The organism is Mesorhizobium kowhaii, from assembly GCF_003253745.1.
Lineage (GTDB): Bacteria > Pseudomonadota > Alphaproteobacteria > Rhizobiales > Rhizobiaceae > Mesorhizobium > Mesorhizobium kowhaii.
This window is the reverse complement of sequence record NZ_MZXV01000032.1, coordinates 230,601-246,617: the sequence shown is the minus strand read 5'-3', so window position 1 is coordinate 246,617 and position 16,017 is coordinate 230,601. Positions and strand designations below refer to the sequence as shown.

Annotated in this window: 15 protein-coding genes; 2 read left to right on the top strand and 13 right to left on the bottom strand. The window is 64.0% G+C overall.

Annotated features, from left to right (window positions below; genetic code table 11):
* The first annotated feature begins 100 nt into the window (after window positions 1-100).
* Window positions 101-1,192: an LLM class flavin-dependent oxidoreductase gene (locus tag B5V02_RS14025; protein ID WP_111544756.1), complete on the top strand. Its 1,092-nt coding sequence runs from the start codon at window positions 101-103 to the stop codon at window positions 1,190-1,192.
* A gap of 145 nt (window positions 1,193-1,337) precedes the next feature.
* Here the strand turns inward: B5V02_RS14025 and B5V02_RS14020 are convergent, their stop codons facing one another.
* From B5V02_RS14020 to B5V02_RS13960, 13 genes are all read right to left on the bottom strand, one after another.
* Window positions 1,338-1,733 carry a RidA family protein gene (locus tag B5V02_RS14020; RefSeq protein WP_111544755.1) on the bottom strand — a complete coding sequence of 132 codons (396 nt, stop codon included), beginning with the start codon at window positions 1,731-1,733 and terminating at the stop codon, window positions 1,338-1,340.
* A 63-nt stretch (window positions 1,734-1,796) separates the two neighbouring features.
* Window positions 1,797-2,945, bottom strand: coding sequence for an acyl-CoA dehydrogenase family protein (locus B5V02_RS14015; RefSeq protein ID WP_111544754.1), 1,149 nt, complete (start codon window positions 2,943-2,945; stop codon window positions 1,797-1,799).
* Window positions 2,945-3,757, bottom strand: a complete 813-nt coding sequence (locus B5V02_RS14010; RefSeq protein ID WP_111544753.1) for an enoyl-CoA hydratase family protein — start codon at window positions 3,755-3,757, stop codon at window positions 2,945-2,947. Before B5V02_RS14010 ends, B5V02_RS14015 begins: the two co-directional genes overlap by 1 nt.
* Window positions 3,754-4,224: a MarR family winged helix-turn-helix transcriptional regulator gene (locus B5V02_RS14005; protein WP_111544752.1), complete on the bottom strand. Its 471-nt coding sequence runs from the start codon at window positions 4,222-4,224 to the stop codon at window positions 3,754-3,756. Before B5V02_RS14005 ends, B5V02_RS14010 begins: the two co-directional genes overlap by 4 nt.
* Window positions 4,218-4,991, bottom strand: a complete 774-nt coding sequence (locus tag B5V02_RS14000; RefSeq protein ID WP_111544751.1) for an SDR family NAD(P)-dependent oxidoreductase — start codon at window positions 4,989-4,991, stop codon at window positions 4,218-4,220. The genes B5V02_RS14005 and B5V02_RS14000 overlap by 7 nt, the downstream gene beginning before the upstream one ends.
* On the bottom strand, window positions 4,988-7,282 hold the full coding sequence (locus B5V02_RS13995) for a bifunctional salicylyl-CoA 5-hydroxylase/oxidoreductase (protein WP_111544750.1): 2,295 nt from the start codon (window positions 7,280-7,282) through the stop codon (window positions 4,988-4,990). Before B5V02_RS13995 ends, B5V02_RS14000 begins: the two co-directional genes overlap by 4 nt.
* Before the next feature lie 141 nt (window positions 7,283-7,423).
* Complete coding sequence (locus B5V02_RS13990) at window positions 7,424-8,017, bottom strand: VOC family protein (protein WP_378916389.1); 594 nt, start codon at window positions 8,015-8,017, stop codon at window positions 7,424-7,426.
* An 85-nt stretch (window positions 8,018-8,102) separates the two neighbouring features.
* The gene (locus B5V02_RS13985; RefSeq protein ID WP_111544748.1) at window positions 8,103-8,939 is read right to left on the bottom strand and encodes an ATP-binding cassette domain-containing protein; all 837 of its coding nucleotides are present in this window, start codon (window positions 8,937-8,939) and stop codon (window positions 8,103-8,105) included.
* Window positions 8,932-9,810: an ABC transporter ATP-binding protein gene (locus B5V02_RS13980; RefSeq protein ID WP_111544747.1), complete on the bottom strand. Its 879-nt coding sequence runs from the start codon at window positions 9,808-9,810 to the stop codon at window positions 8,932-8,934. Before B5V02_RS13980 ends, B5V02_RS13985 begins: the two co-directional genes overlap by 8 nt.
* Window positions 9,807-10,655 (bottom strand): ABC transporter permease, encoded by an 849-nt coding sequence (locus B5V02_RS13975; protein WP_111544746.1) that lies wholly within the window; start codon window positions 10,653-10,655, stop codon window positions 9,807-9,809. Before B5V02_RS13975 ends, B5V02_RS13980 begins: the two co-directional genes overlap by 4 nt.
* Window positions 10,648-11,655: an ABC transporter permease gene (locus B5V02_RS13970; RefSeq protein ID WP_111544745.1), complete on the bottom strand. Its 1,008-nt coding sequence runs from the start codon at window positions 11,653-11,655 to the stop codon at window positions 10,648-10,650. The genes B5V02_RS13975 and B5V02_RS13970 overlap by 8 nt, the downstream gene beginning before the upstream one ends.
* A 182-nt stretch (window positions 11,656-11,837) precedes the next feature.
* A complete protein-coding gene (locus B5V02_RS13965; protein WP_111544744.1) occupies window positions 11,838-13,367 on the bottom strand; it encodes an ABC transporter substrate-binding protein in 1,530 nt (509 codons plus the stop codon).
* A gap of 119 nt (window positions 13,368-13,486) precedes the next feature.
* Entirely contained in the window at window positions 13,487-15,061 is a 1,575-nt protein-coding gene (locus B5V02_RS13960; RefSeq protein ID WP_111544743.1) for a phytoene desaturase family protein, read from the bottom strand.
* Between the two features lie 119 nt (window positions 15,062-15,180).
* Between B5V02_RS13960 and B5V02_RS13955 the strand changes: the two genes are divergently transcribed.
* Complete coding sequence (locus tag B5V02_RS13955) at window positions 15,181-15,972, top strand: cyclase family protein (RefSeq protein ID WP_111545388.1); 792 nt, start codon at window positions 15,181-15,183, stop codon at window positions 15,970-15,972.
* Window positions 15,973-16,017 lie beyond the last annotated feature (45 nt).

Genomic DNA, 16,017 nt, shown 5'->3' with positions numbered 1-16,017 from the left:
CAGAATCCATATCCGCAAACCATCGCGAGGCGAAGCTATTTCATGCTTGAAATATTTTCGCGCGGGCCTAGCGTGTGCTCTCCCGCCGCGAGTTCGAGACATGATGAAAACGCATCCCCTGCACGGCCCGAACAAACTGAAGCTCGGCGTCTTTTCGACCAATGCCGATGGCGGGCTTGCCATCACCGATGTGCCGGAACGCTGGATGGCAAGCTGGCAGGACAATCTGACGGCGGCGCAGGTCGCCGACCGCGCCGGGCTGGAGTTCATGCTGCCGATCGCGCGCTGGCGCGGCTTTGGCGGCCGCAACAAGGTGCGCGAATGGTCGTTCGAGACCTTCACCTGGGCGGCGGCACTTGCCGCGACCACCGAGCAGATCGGCCTGTTCATGACCGTGCATGTGCCGCTCGTGCATCCGCTCTATGCCGCCAAGGCGCTGGCGACGGTCGACCATATCAGCCACGGCCGCGCCGGCCTCAACATCGTCTGCGGCTGGAACCCGAAGGAATTCGGCATGTTCGGCACGCCGCTGGTCGAAAAGGGCTACGACCAGGCGGCCGAATGGATCGAGATCCTCGAAAGGCTTTATGCGTCGGCCGAGCCTCTCGATTATGAAGGCACCTATTATCGTCTCAAGGAAGCGGTGAGCCGTCCGGCCAGTCTGCAAGTTCCGCGCCCGGTGACCATGAACGCCGCTTTCGGCGGGCCGGGCAGGGATTTCGCCGCCGCCAGATGCGACTATCTGTTCACGACCTTTTCCGAGATGAGCGATGCCGGCAAGCACGTAGCCGACATACGCGAGCGCGCCGACAAGGTGGGCCGCGATGTCGGCGTCTACACGGTGGCGCATGTCGTTTGCCGCCCGACGACGGAAGAGGCGCAGGCCTATTACACGCGCTATGCGGTTGATACGGCCGACCACGACGCGGTCGATGCCCATATGGCCGGCAAGAAGGAATTCTCGCAATCGCACGACCCGCACGCCTATGATCGCTACCGGCAGCGTTTCGCCGGCGGCGCCGGCACTTACCCTTTGATTGGAACACCGGAAACGATTGCCGCCGACATGGTCGCCATTGCCGAGCAGGGCTATCAGGGCATCGCGCTGTCCTTCGTCAATTACACGCAGGAACTGCCGTATTTCTGCGATCACGTGCTGCCCATTTTGAAGCAGGCGGGCCTTCGCGGATAGCCCAAGGTGCGTTGAGATTCAGGTCAGGCCGCGTCGAGAATGGTGGCTTCCGAGAACCGGAGCGGAGCGTACTTGAAGTACGTGAGCACCGGAAGCGCAGGAAGCTGCCGTTTGCAGGCCGGCCTCACCTGAATATCGACGCACCTTACTCTGGAATGACGGCTGTGGCCTGGATCTCGACCTTGGCTCGGTCCTCGACCAGCGCCATCACCTGCATGGCGGCCATCGCCGGAAAATGCCGGCCGATCACCTCGCGATAGGCCTCGCCGATACCCCTGAGGTTGGCCAGGTATTCGGCCTTGTCGGTGAAATACCAGGTCATCGAGGTGATGTGCTGCGGCCCGGCCCCGGCTTCCGCCAGCACCGCCACGATGTTCTCAAGCGTCTGCCGCACCTGGCCGACGAAATCATCGGTCTCGAACTGGCACTGGCCGTTCCAGCCGACCTGTCCGCCAACGAAGATGAGCTTGCCGTGCGCCGCGACGCCGTTGGCGTAGCCGACAGGTTTTGCCCAGCCTTCCGGCTGCAGAATCTCGTGCATTCAAAACCTCCCGGTAGTCCAAAAACCAATTCTCAAAATCGAATGCCCGTCAATTTCCTGCCGTCAGGCCGCGCCCATCACCTGTCGCGCAATCACCACTTTCTGCACGTCGGAAGCGCCCTCATAGATGCGCAGCGCGCGGATCTCGCGATACAGGCTTTCGACGATATGGCCTTTGCGAACGCCGTCGCCGCCATGCAGCTGTACGGCCTTGTCGATCACCTCTTGCGCCTTGTCGGTGGCGAACAGCTTGGCCATCGCCGCCTCGCGGGTGACACGCGCCGCGCCCATGTCCTTGGTCCAGGCGGCGCGGTAGACCAGCAGTGCTGCCGCATCGACGTCGAGCGCCATGTCGGCGATATGACCCTGCACCATCTGCAGCTCGGCCATCGGCGCGCCGAACAGTTTGCGCTCGGCCACCCTTTTGATGCTTTCATCCAGTGCGCGGCGGGCAAAGCCGAGCGCTGCCGCACCCACAGTCGAGCGGAACACGTCGAGCACCGACATGGCGATGCGGAAGCCGTCGCCGGGCCTGCCGATCAGCGCCGAGGCGGGCAGGCGGACGTGGTCGAACGACAGCCGCGCCAGCGGATGCGGCGCGATCACTTCGAGGCGTTCAGCGATGCCAAGGCCGTTGGCGTCGCCCGGCACCAGAAAGGCGGAAAGCCCCTTGGCGCCCGGTGCTTCGCCGGTGCGGGCAAAGACGACATAGAGATCGGCGATGCCGCCATTGGAGATCCAGGTCTTTTCGCCGGACAGAACATAGCTGTCGCCGTCGCGCGTCGCCGTCATTTCCGTGTTGGCGACATCCGATCCCGAGCGCGGTTCCGACAAGGCGAAGGCGGAAATCGCCTTGCCGGCCCGTGTCTTTGCCAGCCATTGCTGCTGCTCGGGTGTGCCGAACAGGCTGAGCGCGCCGGTGCCCAGCCCTTGCATGGCGAAGGCGAAATCGGCGAGCCCATCATGGCGGGCGAGCGTCTCGCGCGTGATGCACAGAGTGCGCACGTCGAGGGGGCCGGGATTGTCCGTGTCTACAGCCGTCGGCTTCAGCCAGCCGTCCCTGCCGAGCTTGCCCACCAGCTCGCGGCAGGCGGCATCGACGTCATGGTGATCGACCGGCAGGTTTTTCGCACACCATTCGTCCAGCCGTTCGGCCAGTTCGCGATGACGATCTTCAAAGAACGGCCAGTTGAGGAAACTCTTGTCAGCCATCAATTGCCCTCGAACACCGGCTTGTCCTTGGCCACGAACGCCTTGTAGGCGCGCTCGAAATCGCGCGTCTGCATGCAGATCGCTTGCGCCTGCGCTTCCGCCTCGATCGCCTGTTCGAGACCCATCGACCATTCCTGGTTGAGCTGCGTCTTGGTGATGCCGTGGGCGAAGGTCGGGCCGGAGACGATGCGCGCCGCCATGTCGAGCGCGTCGGCCTCCAGCGAGGCGGCATCGACCAGCCGGTTGTAGAAACCCCAGCGCTCGCCTTCCGCCGCCGTCATGGTGCGGCCGGTGTAGAGCAGTTCAGCGGCGCGGCCCTGGCCGATGATGCGCGGCAGGATCGCGCAGGCGCCCATGTCGCAGCCGGCGAGGCCGACGCGGGTGAACAGGAAGGCCGTCTTGGCTTCCGGCGTGGCGATGCGGATATCGGAGCTCATGGCGATGATGGCGCCGGCGCCGACCGCAACGCCATCGACCGCCGCAATGATCGGCTTGCCGCAATTCAGCATTGCCTTGACGAAATCGCCGGTCATGCGGGTGAAGGCGAGAAGCTGCTTCATGTCCATCTTGACCAGCGGCCCGATGATGTCGTGGACATCGCCGCCGGAGCAGAAATTGCCGCCATTGGAGAGGAACACCACGGCGTCGACGTCGTCGGCATAGACGAGGTCGCGGAACGTGTCGCGCAACTCGGCATAGCTGTCGAAGGTCAGCGGGTTCTTGCGCTCGGGCCGGTCGAGCCGGACCTTTGCGATCCTGCCCTCGACCTGCCAGAGGAAATGCTTCGGCATGAGGCCGGCCATCCCGGTCATTCGCGTCCCTCCCAGTTGCTGCGGAACGAGGTCAGCATGCCGGTCAGCCGGCGCGCGTCGTCCTCGCTTACCTTGCCCAGCAATTCACCGATCCAGCCTTCATGCGCCGCGGCGATGATGCCGAAAGTCTTCGAGCCTTCCTCGGTCAGCCGCACCATCGAGGTGCGGCGGTCGCCATTGCGCCTCGCGCGGGCGACAAGTCCCTCCGATACGAGCCGGTCGACAATGCCAGTGACATTGCCGTTGGACACCAGCAGGAAGCGCGACAGGTCGCTCATCAGCATGCCTTCCGGCGCGCGATAGAGTGCGGCCATCACGTCGAAGCGCGGCAGCGTCGTGTTGAACTCCTTCTTCAGGCGCTCGCGCAATTCGGCCTCGATCGTGCGCGAGGCACGCAGCAGCCTTATCCAGAGGCGCAAGCGGTCCTTGCCGGGTCCCGACGGCGCGGGCAGGGGGCCGGCTACCATGTTTCGCCTCCTGAAATGGAAATCGCCTGTCCGGTGATCGACGCCGCAGCATCGCCACACAGCCACAGCACGGCGGCGGCAATTTCTTGCGGCTGGATGAAGCGGCCTTGCGGGTTGGTCGAGGCGAGGCTCGACCGTGCCTGCTCGACTGAGCGGCCGGTCTTTTCGATGATACGCTGAATGGACTCCTCCAGCATCTCGGTTTCCACAAAACCCGGGCACACCGCGTTGACGGTGACGCCGGATTTCGCCGTCTCAGCCGCCAGCGCCCGCATCAGGCCGACGACGCCATGCTTGGCGGCGACATAGGGCGCGACATAGGCATAGCCTTTCAGGCCGGCCGTGGAAGCGATGAAGACGATCCGCCCCGCCTTTCGCGCCGCCATGCCTGCCAGCGCCGGCTTCACCGTCAGGAAGGCTCCGGTCAGGTTGACGTCGAGGGTCCGCTGCCAGTCGGCAAGCGTGGTCTTGTGCGCCGCTACGCTGCCGGCCATCCCGGCATTGGCGACGACGATGTCGATCGGCCCGCGCGCGGCTTCCGCCGTCTCATAGAGCGACGCCATGGCCGCCTCGTTGGTGACGTCGGCGGCAATGCCGAAGATGCGGTCGCTTTCGCCAGCCACCTTGGCGAGTTCCGCCTGGCGGCGGCCGCAGATAGTCACGTCGATGCCCGCGCCTGCGAGCGCCAGCGCGATGGCCCGGCCGACGCCGGAGCCACCGCCGGTGACCAGCGCGTGCTTGCCCGCAATCGTCGTGGCGGCCGTCATACTTTCAGCCCCGCCGCGGCGTCGCGCTCGGCCAGCCGGTAGAGCTGGTCGCGCCCAGGCAGATAGGGGTCTGGCCATTTGACGCCACGGTCGCCGAGTGTCACGGCGGCATGCAGCGTCCAGTAGGGATCGGCGAGGTGCGGCCGTGCCAGCGCCACGAGATCGGCGCGGCCGGCCATCAGGATCGAATTGACATGGTCTGGTTCGTAGATGTTGCCGACTGCCATCGTCGCCATGCCGACCTCGTTGCGGATGCGGTCGGAAAACGGCGTCTGGAACATGCGGCCGTAGACCGGCTTTGCCAATGCCGAGGTCTGGCCGGCCGAGACGTCGCAGATGTCGACCCCGGCCTCATGCAGCAGCCGCGCGATCTCGACCGCGTCGGCCGGCGTCACGCCCTCGATGCCGACCCAGTCATTGGCCGAAATGCGCATCGAGATCGGCTTCTCCGCCGGCCAGGCGGCGCGCACCGCATGGAAGATCTCGAGGGGGTAGCGCATGCGGTTCTCGAGCGAACCGCCATAGGCGTCGGTGCGCCGGTTGGTGACTGGCGTGATGAAGGACGACAGGAGATAGCCGTGCGCGGCATGGATCTCGAGCATGTCGAAGCCGCAGCGATCAGCCATTTCGGCCGAGGCCACGAATTCGTCGCACACCCTGTCCATGTCGGCGCGGTCCATGGCCTTCGGCACCTGGTTCTGCGGCGACCACGCCACGGCCGATGCCGCCATCACCGGCCAGTTGCCTGAGCTAAGCGGTACATCCGTGCCCTCCCAGCCGAGCCGGGTCGAGCCCTTGGCGCCGGAATGGCCGATCTGGGCGCAGATCTTCGCCTCGGTCTCGGTGTGGACGAAATCGACCAGCCGCTTCCACGCCACCTCATGCTCTGGCGCATAGAACCCGGGACAGCCTGGTGTGATGCGCCCCTCGGGACTGACGCAGGTCATCTCGATATAGATAAGGCCGGCGCCACCCTTGGCGCGTTCGGCGTAGTGGGTGAAATGCCAGTCGGTCGGACGGCCGTCGATAGCCTTGTACTGCGCCATCGGCGAGACGACGATGCGGTTCTGCAGTGTCATGTCGCGCAGCTTGAAGGGTGCGAACATCGGCGCGCGGCGCAGGCTGTTGCCGCCGGCGCCCGCCTGGCGCTGGAACCATTCCTCCGCGCCGCCCAGCCATGCGGCATCGCGCAGCCGCAAATTCTCGTGGCTGATGCGTTGCGAGCGGGTCAGCAGCGAATAGTTGAACTGCACCGGATCGAGGCCGAGATAGCGCTCGACCTCCTCGAACCATTCGAGCGAATTGCGCGCCGCCGATTGCAGCTTCAGCACTTCGGTGCGGCGGGCATCCTCATATTTGCGAAACGCGGCGTCGAGATCCGGCTCCGACTCGACATACTCGGCCAGCGCCACCGCGCTCTCCAGCGCCAGTTTGGTGCCCGAGCCGATCGAGAAATGCGCCGATGCCGCCGCATCGCCCATCAGCGCCAGATTCTTGTAGGACCAACGCTCGCACAGCACGCGCGGGAAATTGATCCAGGCCGAGCCACGGATGTGGTTGGCATTGGTCATCAGCGCATGGCCGCCAAGATGCTTGGCGAAGATGCGCTCGCAGACCGCGATCGATTCCTGTTGCGACATCGCGCCGAAGCCGAAGGCAGCCCAAGTCTGTTCGCTGCACTCGACGATGAACGTCGCCGTGTCGCTGTCGAACTGGTAGGCGTGTGCCCACACCCAGCCATGCTCGGTCTTCTCGAAGATGAAGGTGAAAGCGTCGTCGAATTTCTGGTTGGTGCCGAGCCAGACGAACTTGCATTTGCGGGTGTCGATGTCGGGCTTGAAGATGTCGACGAAGGTGTTGCGCGCTTTGGAATTCAACCCATCGGCGGCGACGACCAGGTCATGCGTCGCCATGTAAGGTTTGGGGTCGGCGATGTCGGTCTCGAACATCAGCTTGACGCCGAGTTCGCGCGCGCGCCGCTGCAGCAGGACCAGCAGCCGCTTGCGGCCGATGCCGCAGAAACCGTGTCCGGTCGAAACTGTGCGCACGCCGTCATGGATGACGGCGATGTCGTCCCAATAGGCGAAATGCTTCTTGATCCAGACGGCGCTGACCGGATCGTTCTTCGACAAATTGTCGAGCGTCTCGGCCGACAGCACGACGCCCCAGCCGAACGTGTCGTCGGCGCGGTTGCGTTCGAACACCGTCACCTCGTGCGCGGCGTCCCTCAGCTTCATGGAGATGGCAAAGTAGAGGCCGGCTGGTCCGCCGCCGAGAACCGCAACCTTCATTTGTGCGATCTCCTCTTCGCTTGCTGGTTTTTAGTATCGCGCCGGAGGGAAATTATTTCAAGCTTAAAGTTTCATATCGAAATGATTATCCGGATAGCACGAATGCGCGCTTGCGTGTCATCACGCAAGCGCGTCTTCCAATCATTTTTCCGGGTTCTTCGGGCTCCACAGCACGGTCTCGGCGCCTTTCTCGTAAGCCATTCCCGAGGGGTAACTGATCGCTTCCAGCTGCAGACCCCAAGGTGCCTGGAAGTAGAGAATGGTCTGGCCGGCGGCCGGCCCTTCGGAAACCGGTATCGGCCCCATGCGCGTCTTGACGCCCTTGGCGTCGAGATAGGCTTTGGCGGCGGCGACGTCATCGACATAGAAGGCGATGTGGAAGCCGCCTATGTCGCTGTTGCGCGGCGTCAGATCCTTCTGGTCGGGCGCGGTGTATTTGAACAATTCGATGTTCGATCCGGTGCCGCAGCGAACCATGGTGATCTGCTCGATCACAGCCTTCGGGTCGACGCCCAGAACATCCTGCATGAAGGTGCCCTTGTCGTCGGCGAACGGACCGAACGACATCGCCTTCTTGCAGCCGACCACCTCGGTGAAGAAGTCGACCGCCTGCTTCATATCGGGAACCGTGATGCCGGTGTGGTCGTGGCCGCGCATGCCGGGTATCGAGCTTGCGGTGGCCATGCCGGCGCCGCCCAACATCGCCACAGCGAGCGTTGCATTTCGAAGTACCATCTTCATGTCAGTCCTCCTCCATTGGCGGGTGCTGGTCATTTGCCGGTCGCACGTCCGAGGCCCGCTTTTCGGCGTGCATATGCGTTCATGTCGGCGCCTTGGCAGCGGAAGGGATGTCCAGCCAGCCGGCATCGATTTCGGGCAGCGGAATGGCCGAGATCAAGTCGCGCGTGTAGGCCTGCCGTGGCTTGTCGAACAAGGCATCGGTGGCGCTCGCTTCGACGATCACACCTTCGCGCATGACGATCACTTGCCGGCACAGCCGCCGGATCACCGACAGATCGTGGCTGATGAAGGCGACGGTCAGGCCCATCTCGGCCGCCAGTCTTTCCAGCAAGGTCAGGATCTGTGCCTGGGTCGACACGTCGAGGCCAGAGACGATCTCATCGGCCAGCACGAATTTCGGCGACAGCGCCAGCGCGCGGGCAATGCCGACGCGCTGGCGCTGGCCGCCCGACAGTTCGTGGCGGTAGCGGCTGGCGAAGCTATGCGGCAGGCCGACCCGCTGCAGCGCTTCGGCGACGCGCGCCTTGAGATTGTCGCCAAGGCCATTCTGCTTGAGCGGCGCGGCGATGATGCTGGCAATGGTGCGGCGCGGGTTGAGCGACGACATCGGATCCTGGAAGATCATCTGCAGGTTGCGGCGCAGTGGTCTGAGCTCCGCCTCCGGCAGATGCGTGATGTCGCGGCCATCGAATCTGATGCTGCCGGCGCTGGGTTCCAGGAGACGCACCAGGGCGCGGCCGAGCGTCGACTTGCCCGATCCGGATTCACCGACGATGCCGGTCACCGAGCCCCTGGGCAGGTCGAAATCCAGGCCCTTCAGGATCTCAGCCAAGGGCGCGCGACCGATCAGCGGCTTGCGCGTCATGTCGGGCAGCGCGACCTTGAGGCCGCGCACGGAAAACAGCGGCTCAGCCATGGGGCCGCCTCCAGGCCTGGTCGGCAACGGCGATCTCGGCGGCCAGCCCGGCCAGCACCGCCTCGTCCACCGGCTTCAGTGAGGCGAAGGGATCGGTGTAGCGCGGCGTAGCGGCCATCAGCGCCCGCGTATAGGGGTGCTGCGGGGCGGCGAAGAGAGCAGCAGTTTCGGCCTCTTCGACCACCTTGCCGGCATAGAGCACCGAGACCTTCTGGCTGATCTTGGCGACGACGCCGAGATCGTGGGTAACGAACAGGATCGCGGTGCCGTGCTCGCGCTGCAGCTGCACGATCAGCCGCAGGATCTGCTTCTGCACCGTCACATCGAGCGCAGTCGTCGGTTCGTCGGCGACGATCAGCCGTGGTTCGGCGGCGAAGGCGGCGGCGATCAGCACCCGTTGGCGCATGCCGCCGGAAAGCTCGTGCGGATAGCTTTTCAGCACGCGGTCGGGGTCGCGAATCTGCACCTCGTCCAGCAATTGGCGAATTCGGGTATCGGCCCTCTCGCCACTCCAGCCCAGGATGCGCACCAGCCGGTCGGTCATCTGCGAACCGATGCGGCGTGACGGGTTAAGCGCGGTCAGCGGATCCTGCGGGATCAGCGCGGTGCGTGCGCCGATCAGCGTGCGCCTTGCCTTCGGCTGCAGTCTGCCGAGGTCTTCGCCCTCAAGCCTTATATCGCCTTCGACAATGCGCACGCTCGACGGCAGGACACCGAGCACCGCCTTGCCGATCATCGTCTTGCCGGCGCCGCTCTCGCCGACCAGCGCGCGTACCTCGCCCGACTGAACGGAGAGCGACACCGAGCGCAGCACGCGCTGGCCATTCGGCAGCACGGCACTCAAGCCGCTGATGTCGAGACAGGCGCTCATCGCAGCACCGGGTCGAAACGCGTCTTCAGCGCCTCGCCGAACTGGCTGAACGACAGGACGGTGAGGATCAGCGTGATCAGCGGGAACACCAGCACCCACCAGGCCTGATGGATCGACAGCCGGCCCTCGGCGATGATGCCGCCCCAGGTCGGATCGTCGGTCGAGATCGACAAATTGACGAAGGACAGGATCGCCTCGACGATGACGGCGATGCCCATTTCCAGCGACAGCAGGGCGACGATCGACGGCACCACATTGGGCAGCACTTCGCGCAGCATAATGCCGATGCGGCCATAGCCGGCAATGCGAGCATTCTCGACATAGTCCATGCGCGACTGGCCCATGGTCTCGGCTCGGATCACCCGGCAAAAGCGCGTCCAGTCGATGACGGCGATGGCGATGATGACGGAACTCAGGCCGGTGCCGAGCACGGCGACCAACAGGATGGCGAACAGCACCGGCGGAAACGCCATCCAGACATCGACGACGCGCGAGATGACGCGGTCGGCCCAGCCGCCGAAATAGCCTGATATCAGCCCAAGCGTCGAGCCGACCAGGCACGCCGCGATGGAAGCAGCGAAAGCGACGACAAAGGCGATGCGGCCACCGAAGATCAGCCTGGACAAGAGATCGCGGCCGAGGCTGTCGGTGCCGAGCCAATAGCCGGGCTCCGCGCCGCTCATCCAGAATGGCGGCAGCCGTTCCAGCATCAGGTCCTGCGCCAGCGGATCCTGCGGCGCGACCAGCGGCGCGAAGATCGCGGCCAGCAGCGCCAGCAGCAGCCAGCCGCCGGCCAACCACAGGCGTGGCGACACACGACGCCTCGGAGCACGTCCCTCATCCATGGCGCAGCCTCGGATTGAGCAGCGCATACATCATGTCGACGGTGAGGTTGATCAGCACGAACAGCAGCGCAAAGACCAGCACGATGCCCTGGATCAGCGGCAGGTCGCGGTTGATGACGGCATCGATCGCCATATTGCCGAGGCCTTCATAGGAGAACAGCCGCTCGACGATGACCGTGCCGCCGATCAGGAAGGTGAACTGCACGCCAATCAGGGTCAGTGTCGGCAGCGCAGCATTCTTCAGCGCCTCGCGCAGGATGACCTGCGTTTCCGAAAAACCCTTGACCCGCGTCAGCACGACATAGTCGAGGTCGAGCACTTCCTTCAGCGACTGTTTCAACAGCTGCGAGATGATCGCCGCGAGTGGCAGCGCCAGCGCAACCGCCGGCATCAGCATGTGCTTCAAGAGATCCCAGGTCAGGTCGAAGCGCAGCCGCAATATACTCTCGAACAGGTAGAACTGGGTGGCGAAGGGCAGGTCGAGCTGCGGCGACACCCGGCCGGAAATGTCGAAGATCGGCACCAGAACGCCGAACAAGAGGATCAGCACCAGGCCCCAGAGGAAATCGGGAATGGAAAGCGCCGCACCGCTGGCGATGTCGATGCCGGCCTCGACCGCCGTGCCGCGTTCGCGCGCGCCGACGATTGCTGTCGTGCCGCCGATCACCACCGCCATCACAAGGGCAACGATCGCAAGCTCCAGCGTTGCCGGCAGCCGGTTGAAGACAAGACCGAGCACGTCCTGTCGCAGCGAGATCGAGGTGCCGAAATCGCCCCTGGCAACGCCGGACAGCCAGATGAAGAACTGCTGCACGATGGTCTTGTCGAGACCGTAGAGTGCGCGCAGCCGGGCGATGTCGGCATCCGTGGCGCCAGGCGGCAGCATCATCGCGATCGGATCGCCCGGCGCAACGCGGATCACGACAAAGACGACGACGGCCACGCCGAACAGCGTCACCAGCATCGTCAGAAGACGGATCAGGAATCTTTGCAGAAGCATTGTGGCGTAAGCCTAATGCGTTTCAATGACGGATGGAACGAACTGCCCCCTCATCCGGCCGCTGACGGCTGAGCCATTACCTTCTCCCCAGCGGGGAGAAGATGGCCCGAAGGGCCGGATGAGGGGGCCTGCGCAGTTGAACGCGACACGCCGCCTTGCGGCAGCGCGCCTTCTTGCCTTTCTCAGGCCGGGGTCATCAGGGCAGGCAGCAACGCGCCGGACACATGCTGGACGACATTGACGCCCTTGGCATGCACGATCGGCTGCGCGTATTGGATCAGCGGCAGCACATAGGCCTGCTCGGCGATGTATTTGTCGACAGCCTTCCAGCCGGCAATGCGCTTGGCCTCGTCCTTCTCGCCCCACAGCGGGTTGATCATCTCGATCAGGTCCTGGCTGTCCCACACCGAATGCGGGCTCGGACCATACATGGCAAAGCCGGTCGAGGTGGTCGGATCGCCGATCGCGTTGCCCCAGTTGTAGAAGGCGGCCGGCGCCAGCTTGTCGGCGGCGCGCAACTCGTAATGCTTGGCGATCTCGTAGACCTCGATCGTCGCCTCGATGCCGACCTTGCGCCACATGCCGACGATCGCCTGGATCATCTCGTAGTCCTTGGGCTTGAAGCCCTTGGTCGTCTGTATGGTGAACTTGACCGGCTTTTCCGGCGAATAGCCGGAGGCGGCGAGCAGTTCCTTGGCCTTTTCCGGATTGTGCTCGACCTTGATCGACGCATCGTAGGCCGTGTATTCCGGCGTCTCCAGCGTGTCGATCGGCTGGCCATAGCCGCGCAGCAGGCGGTCGACCAGCAGCTTCTTGTCGATCGACATCACGGCTGCCTGGCGGACGTTCTTGTCCAGCATCGCCTCGATGTCGTTGAAGAAGATCATGCCGATGTCGGAGACGTTCTTGCAGGTGCCGGCAAGCCCGTCCTTGGCGATCAGGCGGTCATACTCCTCATAAGGGATTTCGAGCGTCACCTGCGAGGAGCCGGACTCGATTTCGGCGACGCGGCTCGCCGCATCGGCGACGAACTTGATCGTCACATTCTCGAAGGCCGGCTTGCCGCCCCAGTAGTTCGGATTGGCTTTCAGCCGCAGGAAGGCGTTGCGTTCGAATTTTTCCACCATATAGGGGCCGGTGCCGATCGGCGCCTTCTCAAAACCTTCGGCGCCGACTTTCTCGTAATAGGCCTTCGGCATGATGTAGCCGGTCAGGAACGACATCCATTTGAAATACACCGGGTCGAACTGCACGACATCACCGGTGATCTTGTTGCCGTCGATCTTGAAATTGCTGACGTTCTTCCAGACGAACTGGATCGGGTTGCCGGTCTTTTCGTCACCCGCCCGCTGCAGCGACCAGACCACGTCTTCGGCCGTGAACGGCGAGCCGTCATGCCAGGTCACGCCTTCGCGCACCGTCATCATGATCTTCGTGCGGTCGTCGTTCCAGCCCCATTCGGTGAGCAGGCCGGGCGCGAAGGAAAGGTCCGGCTTCTGCGGGATGAATTGGTCGAACACCGACTGGTAGAGGCCCTGGATCGTCGGGTTGACGGCCGAGGGTCCCGTGGTCGGATCCCAGGACGGCAGGTTGACGTTGTAGGCGATCGTCAGTTCGCCGGCGGCGGCCTTGGCGATCTGCGGCAGGCCGATGGCGGCCGACCCGAGTGCCGCGGCACTGTATCCGAGCAATTCGCGTCTGTTGATTGTCATGGTCGTTCCCCTTGTTGCTTTCTGTTTTCTCAGCGCGGCGTCACAGTCTGTTCTGTGGGTTCGGTCTCCTTGGGCAATCGCGCCTTGCCCTTCCTTCACCCCAAATGCGTTTTCGGCTCCTACCTCCCGCCAAGCTGTTGGGCGAGCATGTAGCCCGAGGCGGCACCGGTGCCGGCGCCCGGCCACGTCGCGGCGCCCGTGAGATGCAGATTGCCGACAGGGGTGTTCCAGCCGGCAAAGCCGCGCACTGGGCGAAACAGGAAATTCTGCGCCAGATGGTGGCTGCCGCAGACCTGGTCGCCGCCGACGAGGTTCGGGTTCTCGCGCTCCAGGTCGATCGGCGAAAACACCGCCCGGCCGAGGATCTTGTTTCGCAGGCCGGGCGCGTAGCTCTCGATGATGTCGAGAACGCGCTCGACATAGTTGTCCTTGACCTTGTCCCAATGCGCGGGCGCGATCTTGCCCGCCGCGTCGCCAAGGATTTCCGCCGGCAGCATGCGCACTTGCACCCACAGCACGTGTTTGCCTTCCGGCGCTCGCGTCGGATCGATCGCTGTCGGCTGGCCGACGACCAGCACCGGTTCGTCCGGCAGCAGGCCCGCCATCGCCTGCTGATAGGTGCGCGACATGGCATCGAGCGACGGCGACAGATGCACATAGGCAAACTGCCGCAACTCGGCACCGGCGCGCCAGTCAGGCAGGTCGTCGAGCGCCAGGTGGATCATCATCGTGCCCGGTGCGTGGCTGAATTTTTGCATTGCGCTATCGAAGCCGGCGTCGCCCGAACCGTTGGGAAGCAGCTTGCCGGTCAGCGCCTTGGGCGCGACGCCGGCGATGACGGCCTTGGTGGCGATATGCATCTCACCGGAAGCGAGCCGTACGCCGGTCGCCTTGCCACCGGAAACCGTGATCTCTGCCACCTCGGCGCCGGTGACGATTGTACCGCCGGCAGACGTCACCATGCCCGACAGAGCGCGAATGATGGTATCCGCGCCGCCCTTGCCCAGCACCATGCCAAAACTTTGGTTGGCCATCGATTCCAGATAGGGGAACACGGCACCGCCGGCGATGTCGGGGGCGAAATCGAGATGCATGCCCCAGGTGGCGAGCGTCGCCCGCACATAAGGCGACTCGAAATTTTCCTCCAGCCAGGCGCGCGGCGACGACAGCAGCAGCCGGCCGGTGTCGAGCGCGCCGGACATACCCTTCTTGCGCCACAGGTTCCATGCCGTGCCGGCAAGCGCGCGGGCGCTCATCGGCGATCCCAGCAGCCGAAACAGATGTTCGGCCTCAGCTGGAAAGGCGGCGACCAGCCCGCGCCATGTCGCGGCGTCGGCGGCTGAAAAGGCAGCCATGCGCCCAGCGGTCTTTTCCAGGTCGTTGCTGACGCCGAACCAGCGTCCGTCCGGAAAAGCGCTGGCAAAACAGTCGGCGACCGGCGCGAACTCCAACCCTTGGCGGTTCAATTCATTTGCATATTTCCGGTGGAAGGCCGAGCCGGCAAACAAGCTCAGATTCATCGCGCCGAAATCGTGACGGAAGCCGGTAAGGGTGAATTCGCGGGTCTGGACGGCGCCGCCGATTGTTGCACTGCGCTCGAAAATCCCGGTTTTCCAGCCTTTGAGCGCCAAATGCGCGGCGCATGCCAGACTGTTGTGGCCCGCCCCGACAAAGATGGCGTCGAACTCGCTCACGCCCCGTTCCCATTTCCTTTATGCTTAAAGATAATTGCAGATGCATATGTTTTCGTCTAGTAGGATATTAAGGGCCGAGACGAGCCTTGATCATCATCACGAAAGAGGGAACAGAGACCATGGACACCCAAAAACTCCTCGGCGAAGTCGCCGGCCAGCTTCTTTCAGGCGCCATCAAGGTGGTCGACCTGTCGGCGCCGCTCGGTCCCGACACGCCGCTGATCAAGCTGCCGCCGGAACTAGCCGTCGACACGCCGAAGGTCGAGATCCATAGCATCTCCCGCTATGACAAGAACGGCCCGTGGTGGGCGTGGAACTGGCTGAAGCTCGGCGAGCATTCGGGCACGCATTTCGACGCGCCGCAGCACTGGATCACCGGCAAGGATTATCCGGACGGCGCCACCGACACCATTCCGGCGCAGAACTTCGTCGGCCCGGTCAACGTCATCGACTGCTCGCAGGAAGCCGCCGCCGACCACGATTTCCTGCTCACCGTCGATCACATCAAGGCATGGGAAGCCAAGCATGGCGCGATCAATGCCGGCGAGTGGGTGGTGATGCGCACCGACTGGTACAAGCGCAATGGCTCCGAAGCCGAGTTCCTCAACGCCAATGAGACCGGCCCGCACACGCCCGGACCGACAGCCGAAGCCATCCAGTTCCTGATCAGCAAGGACATCAAGGGCTGGGGCAGCGAGACGATCGGCACCGATGCCGGCAAGGCCGGTGGCATGGAACCACCATTCCCGGCGCACACGCTGATGCACAAGGCCAACCGCTATGGTCTTGCCAGCCTCTGCAATCTCGACCAGCTGCCACCGAAAGGTGCCATCCTGATCGCCGCACCGCTCAAGATCGAGCACGGCACCGGCAGCCCGATCCGCGCGCTGGCGCTGGTGTCGAAGCAATAGGATGAGGTTGGTCTTCAGGAGAAGATCATGCGCGCAGGCGAAACT

What these genes read in the sequence shown, in the direction of transcription:
- B5V02_RS14025 (WP_111544756.1), top strand. Translation starts at nt 101, where the DNA reads ATGATGAAAACGCATCCCCTGCACGGCCCGAACAAACTGAAGCTCGGC.
- B5V02_RS14020 (WP_111544755.1), bottom strand. Translation starts at nt 1,733, where the DNA reads ATGCACGAGATTCTGCAGCCGGAAGGCTGGGCAAAACCTGTCGGCTAC.
- B5V02_RS14015 (WP_111544754.1), bottom strand. Translation starts at nt 2,945, where the DNA reads ATGGCTGACAAGAGTTTCCTCAACTGGCCGTTCTTTGAAGATCGTCAT.
- B5V02_RS14010 (WP_111544753.1), bottom strand. Translation starts at nt 3,757, where the DNA reads ATGACCGGGATGGCCGGCCTCATGCCGAAGCATTTCCTCTGGCAGGTC.
- B5V02_RS14005 (WP_111544752.1), bottom strand. Translation starts at nt 4,224, where the DNA reads ATGGTAGCCGGCCCCCTGCCCGCGCCGTCGGGACCCGGCAAGGACCGC.
- B5V02_RS14000 (WP_111544751.1), bottom strand. Translation starts at nt 4,991, where the DNA reads ATGACGGCCGCCACGACGATTGCGGGCAAGCACGCGCTGGTCACCGGC.
- B5V02_RS13995 (WP_111544750.1), bottom strand. Translation starts at nt 7,282, where the DNA reads ATGAAGGTTGCGGTTCTCGGCGGCGGACCAGCCGGCCTCTACTTTGCC.
- B5V02_RS13990 (WP_378916389.1), bottom strand. Translation starts at nt 8,017, where the DNA reads ATGGTACTTCGAAATGCAACGCTCGCTGTGGCGATGTTGGGCGGCGCC.
- B5V02_RS13985 (WP_111544748.1), bottom strand. Translation starts at nt 8,939, where the DNA reads ATGGCTGAGCCGCTGTTTTCCGTGCGCGGCCTCAAGGTCGCGCTGCCC.
- B5V02_RS13980 (WP_111544747.1), bottom strand. Translation starts at nt 9,810, where the DNA reads ATGAGCGCCTGTCTCGACATCAGCGGCTTGAGTGCCGTGCTGCCGAAT.
- B5V02_RS13975 (WP_111544746.1), bottom strand. Translation starts at nt 10,655, where the DNA reads ATGGATGAGGGACGTGCTCCGAGGCGTCGTGTGTCGCCACGCCTGTGG.
- B5V02_RS13970 (WP_111544745.1), bottom strand. Translation starts at nt 11,655, where the DNA reads ATGCTTCTGCAAAGATTCCTGATCCGTCTTCTGACGATGCTGGTGACG.
- B5V02_RS13965 (WP_111544744.1), bottom strand. Translation starts at nt 13,367, where the DNA reads ATGACAATCAACAGACGCGAATTGCTCGGATACAGTGCCGCGGCACTC.
- B5V02_RS13955 (WP_111545388.1), top strand. Translation starts at nt 15,181, where the DNA reads ATGGACACCCAAAAACTCCTCGGCGAAGTCGCCGGCCAGCTTCTTTCA.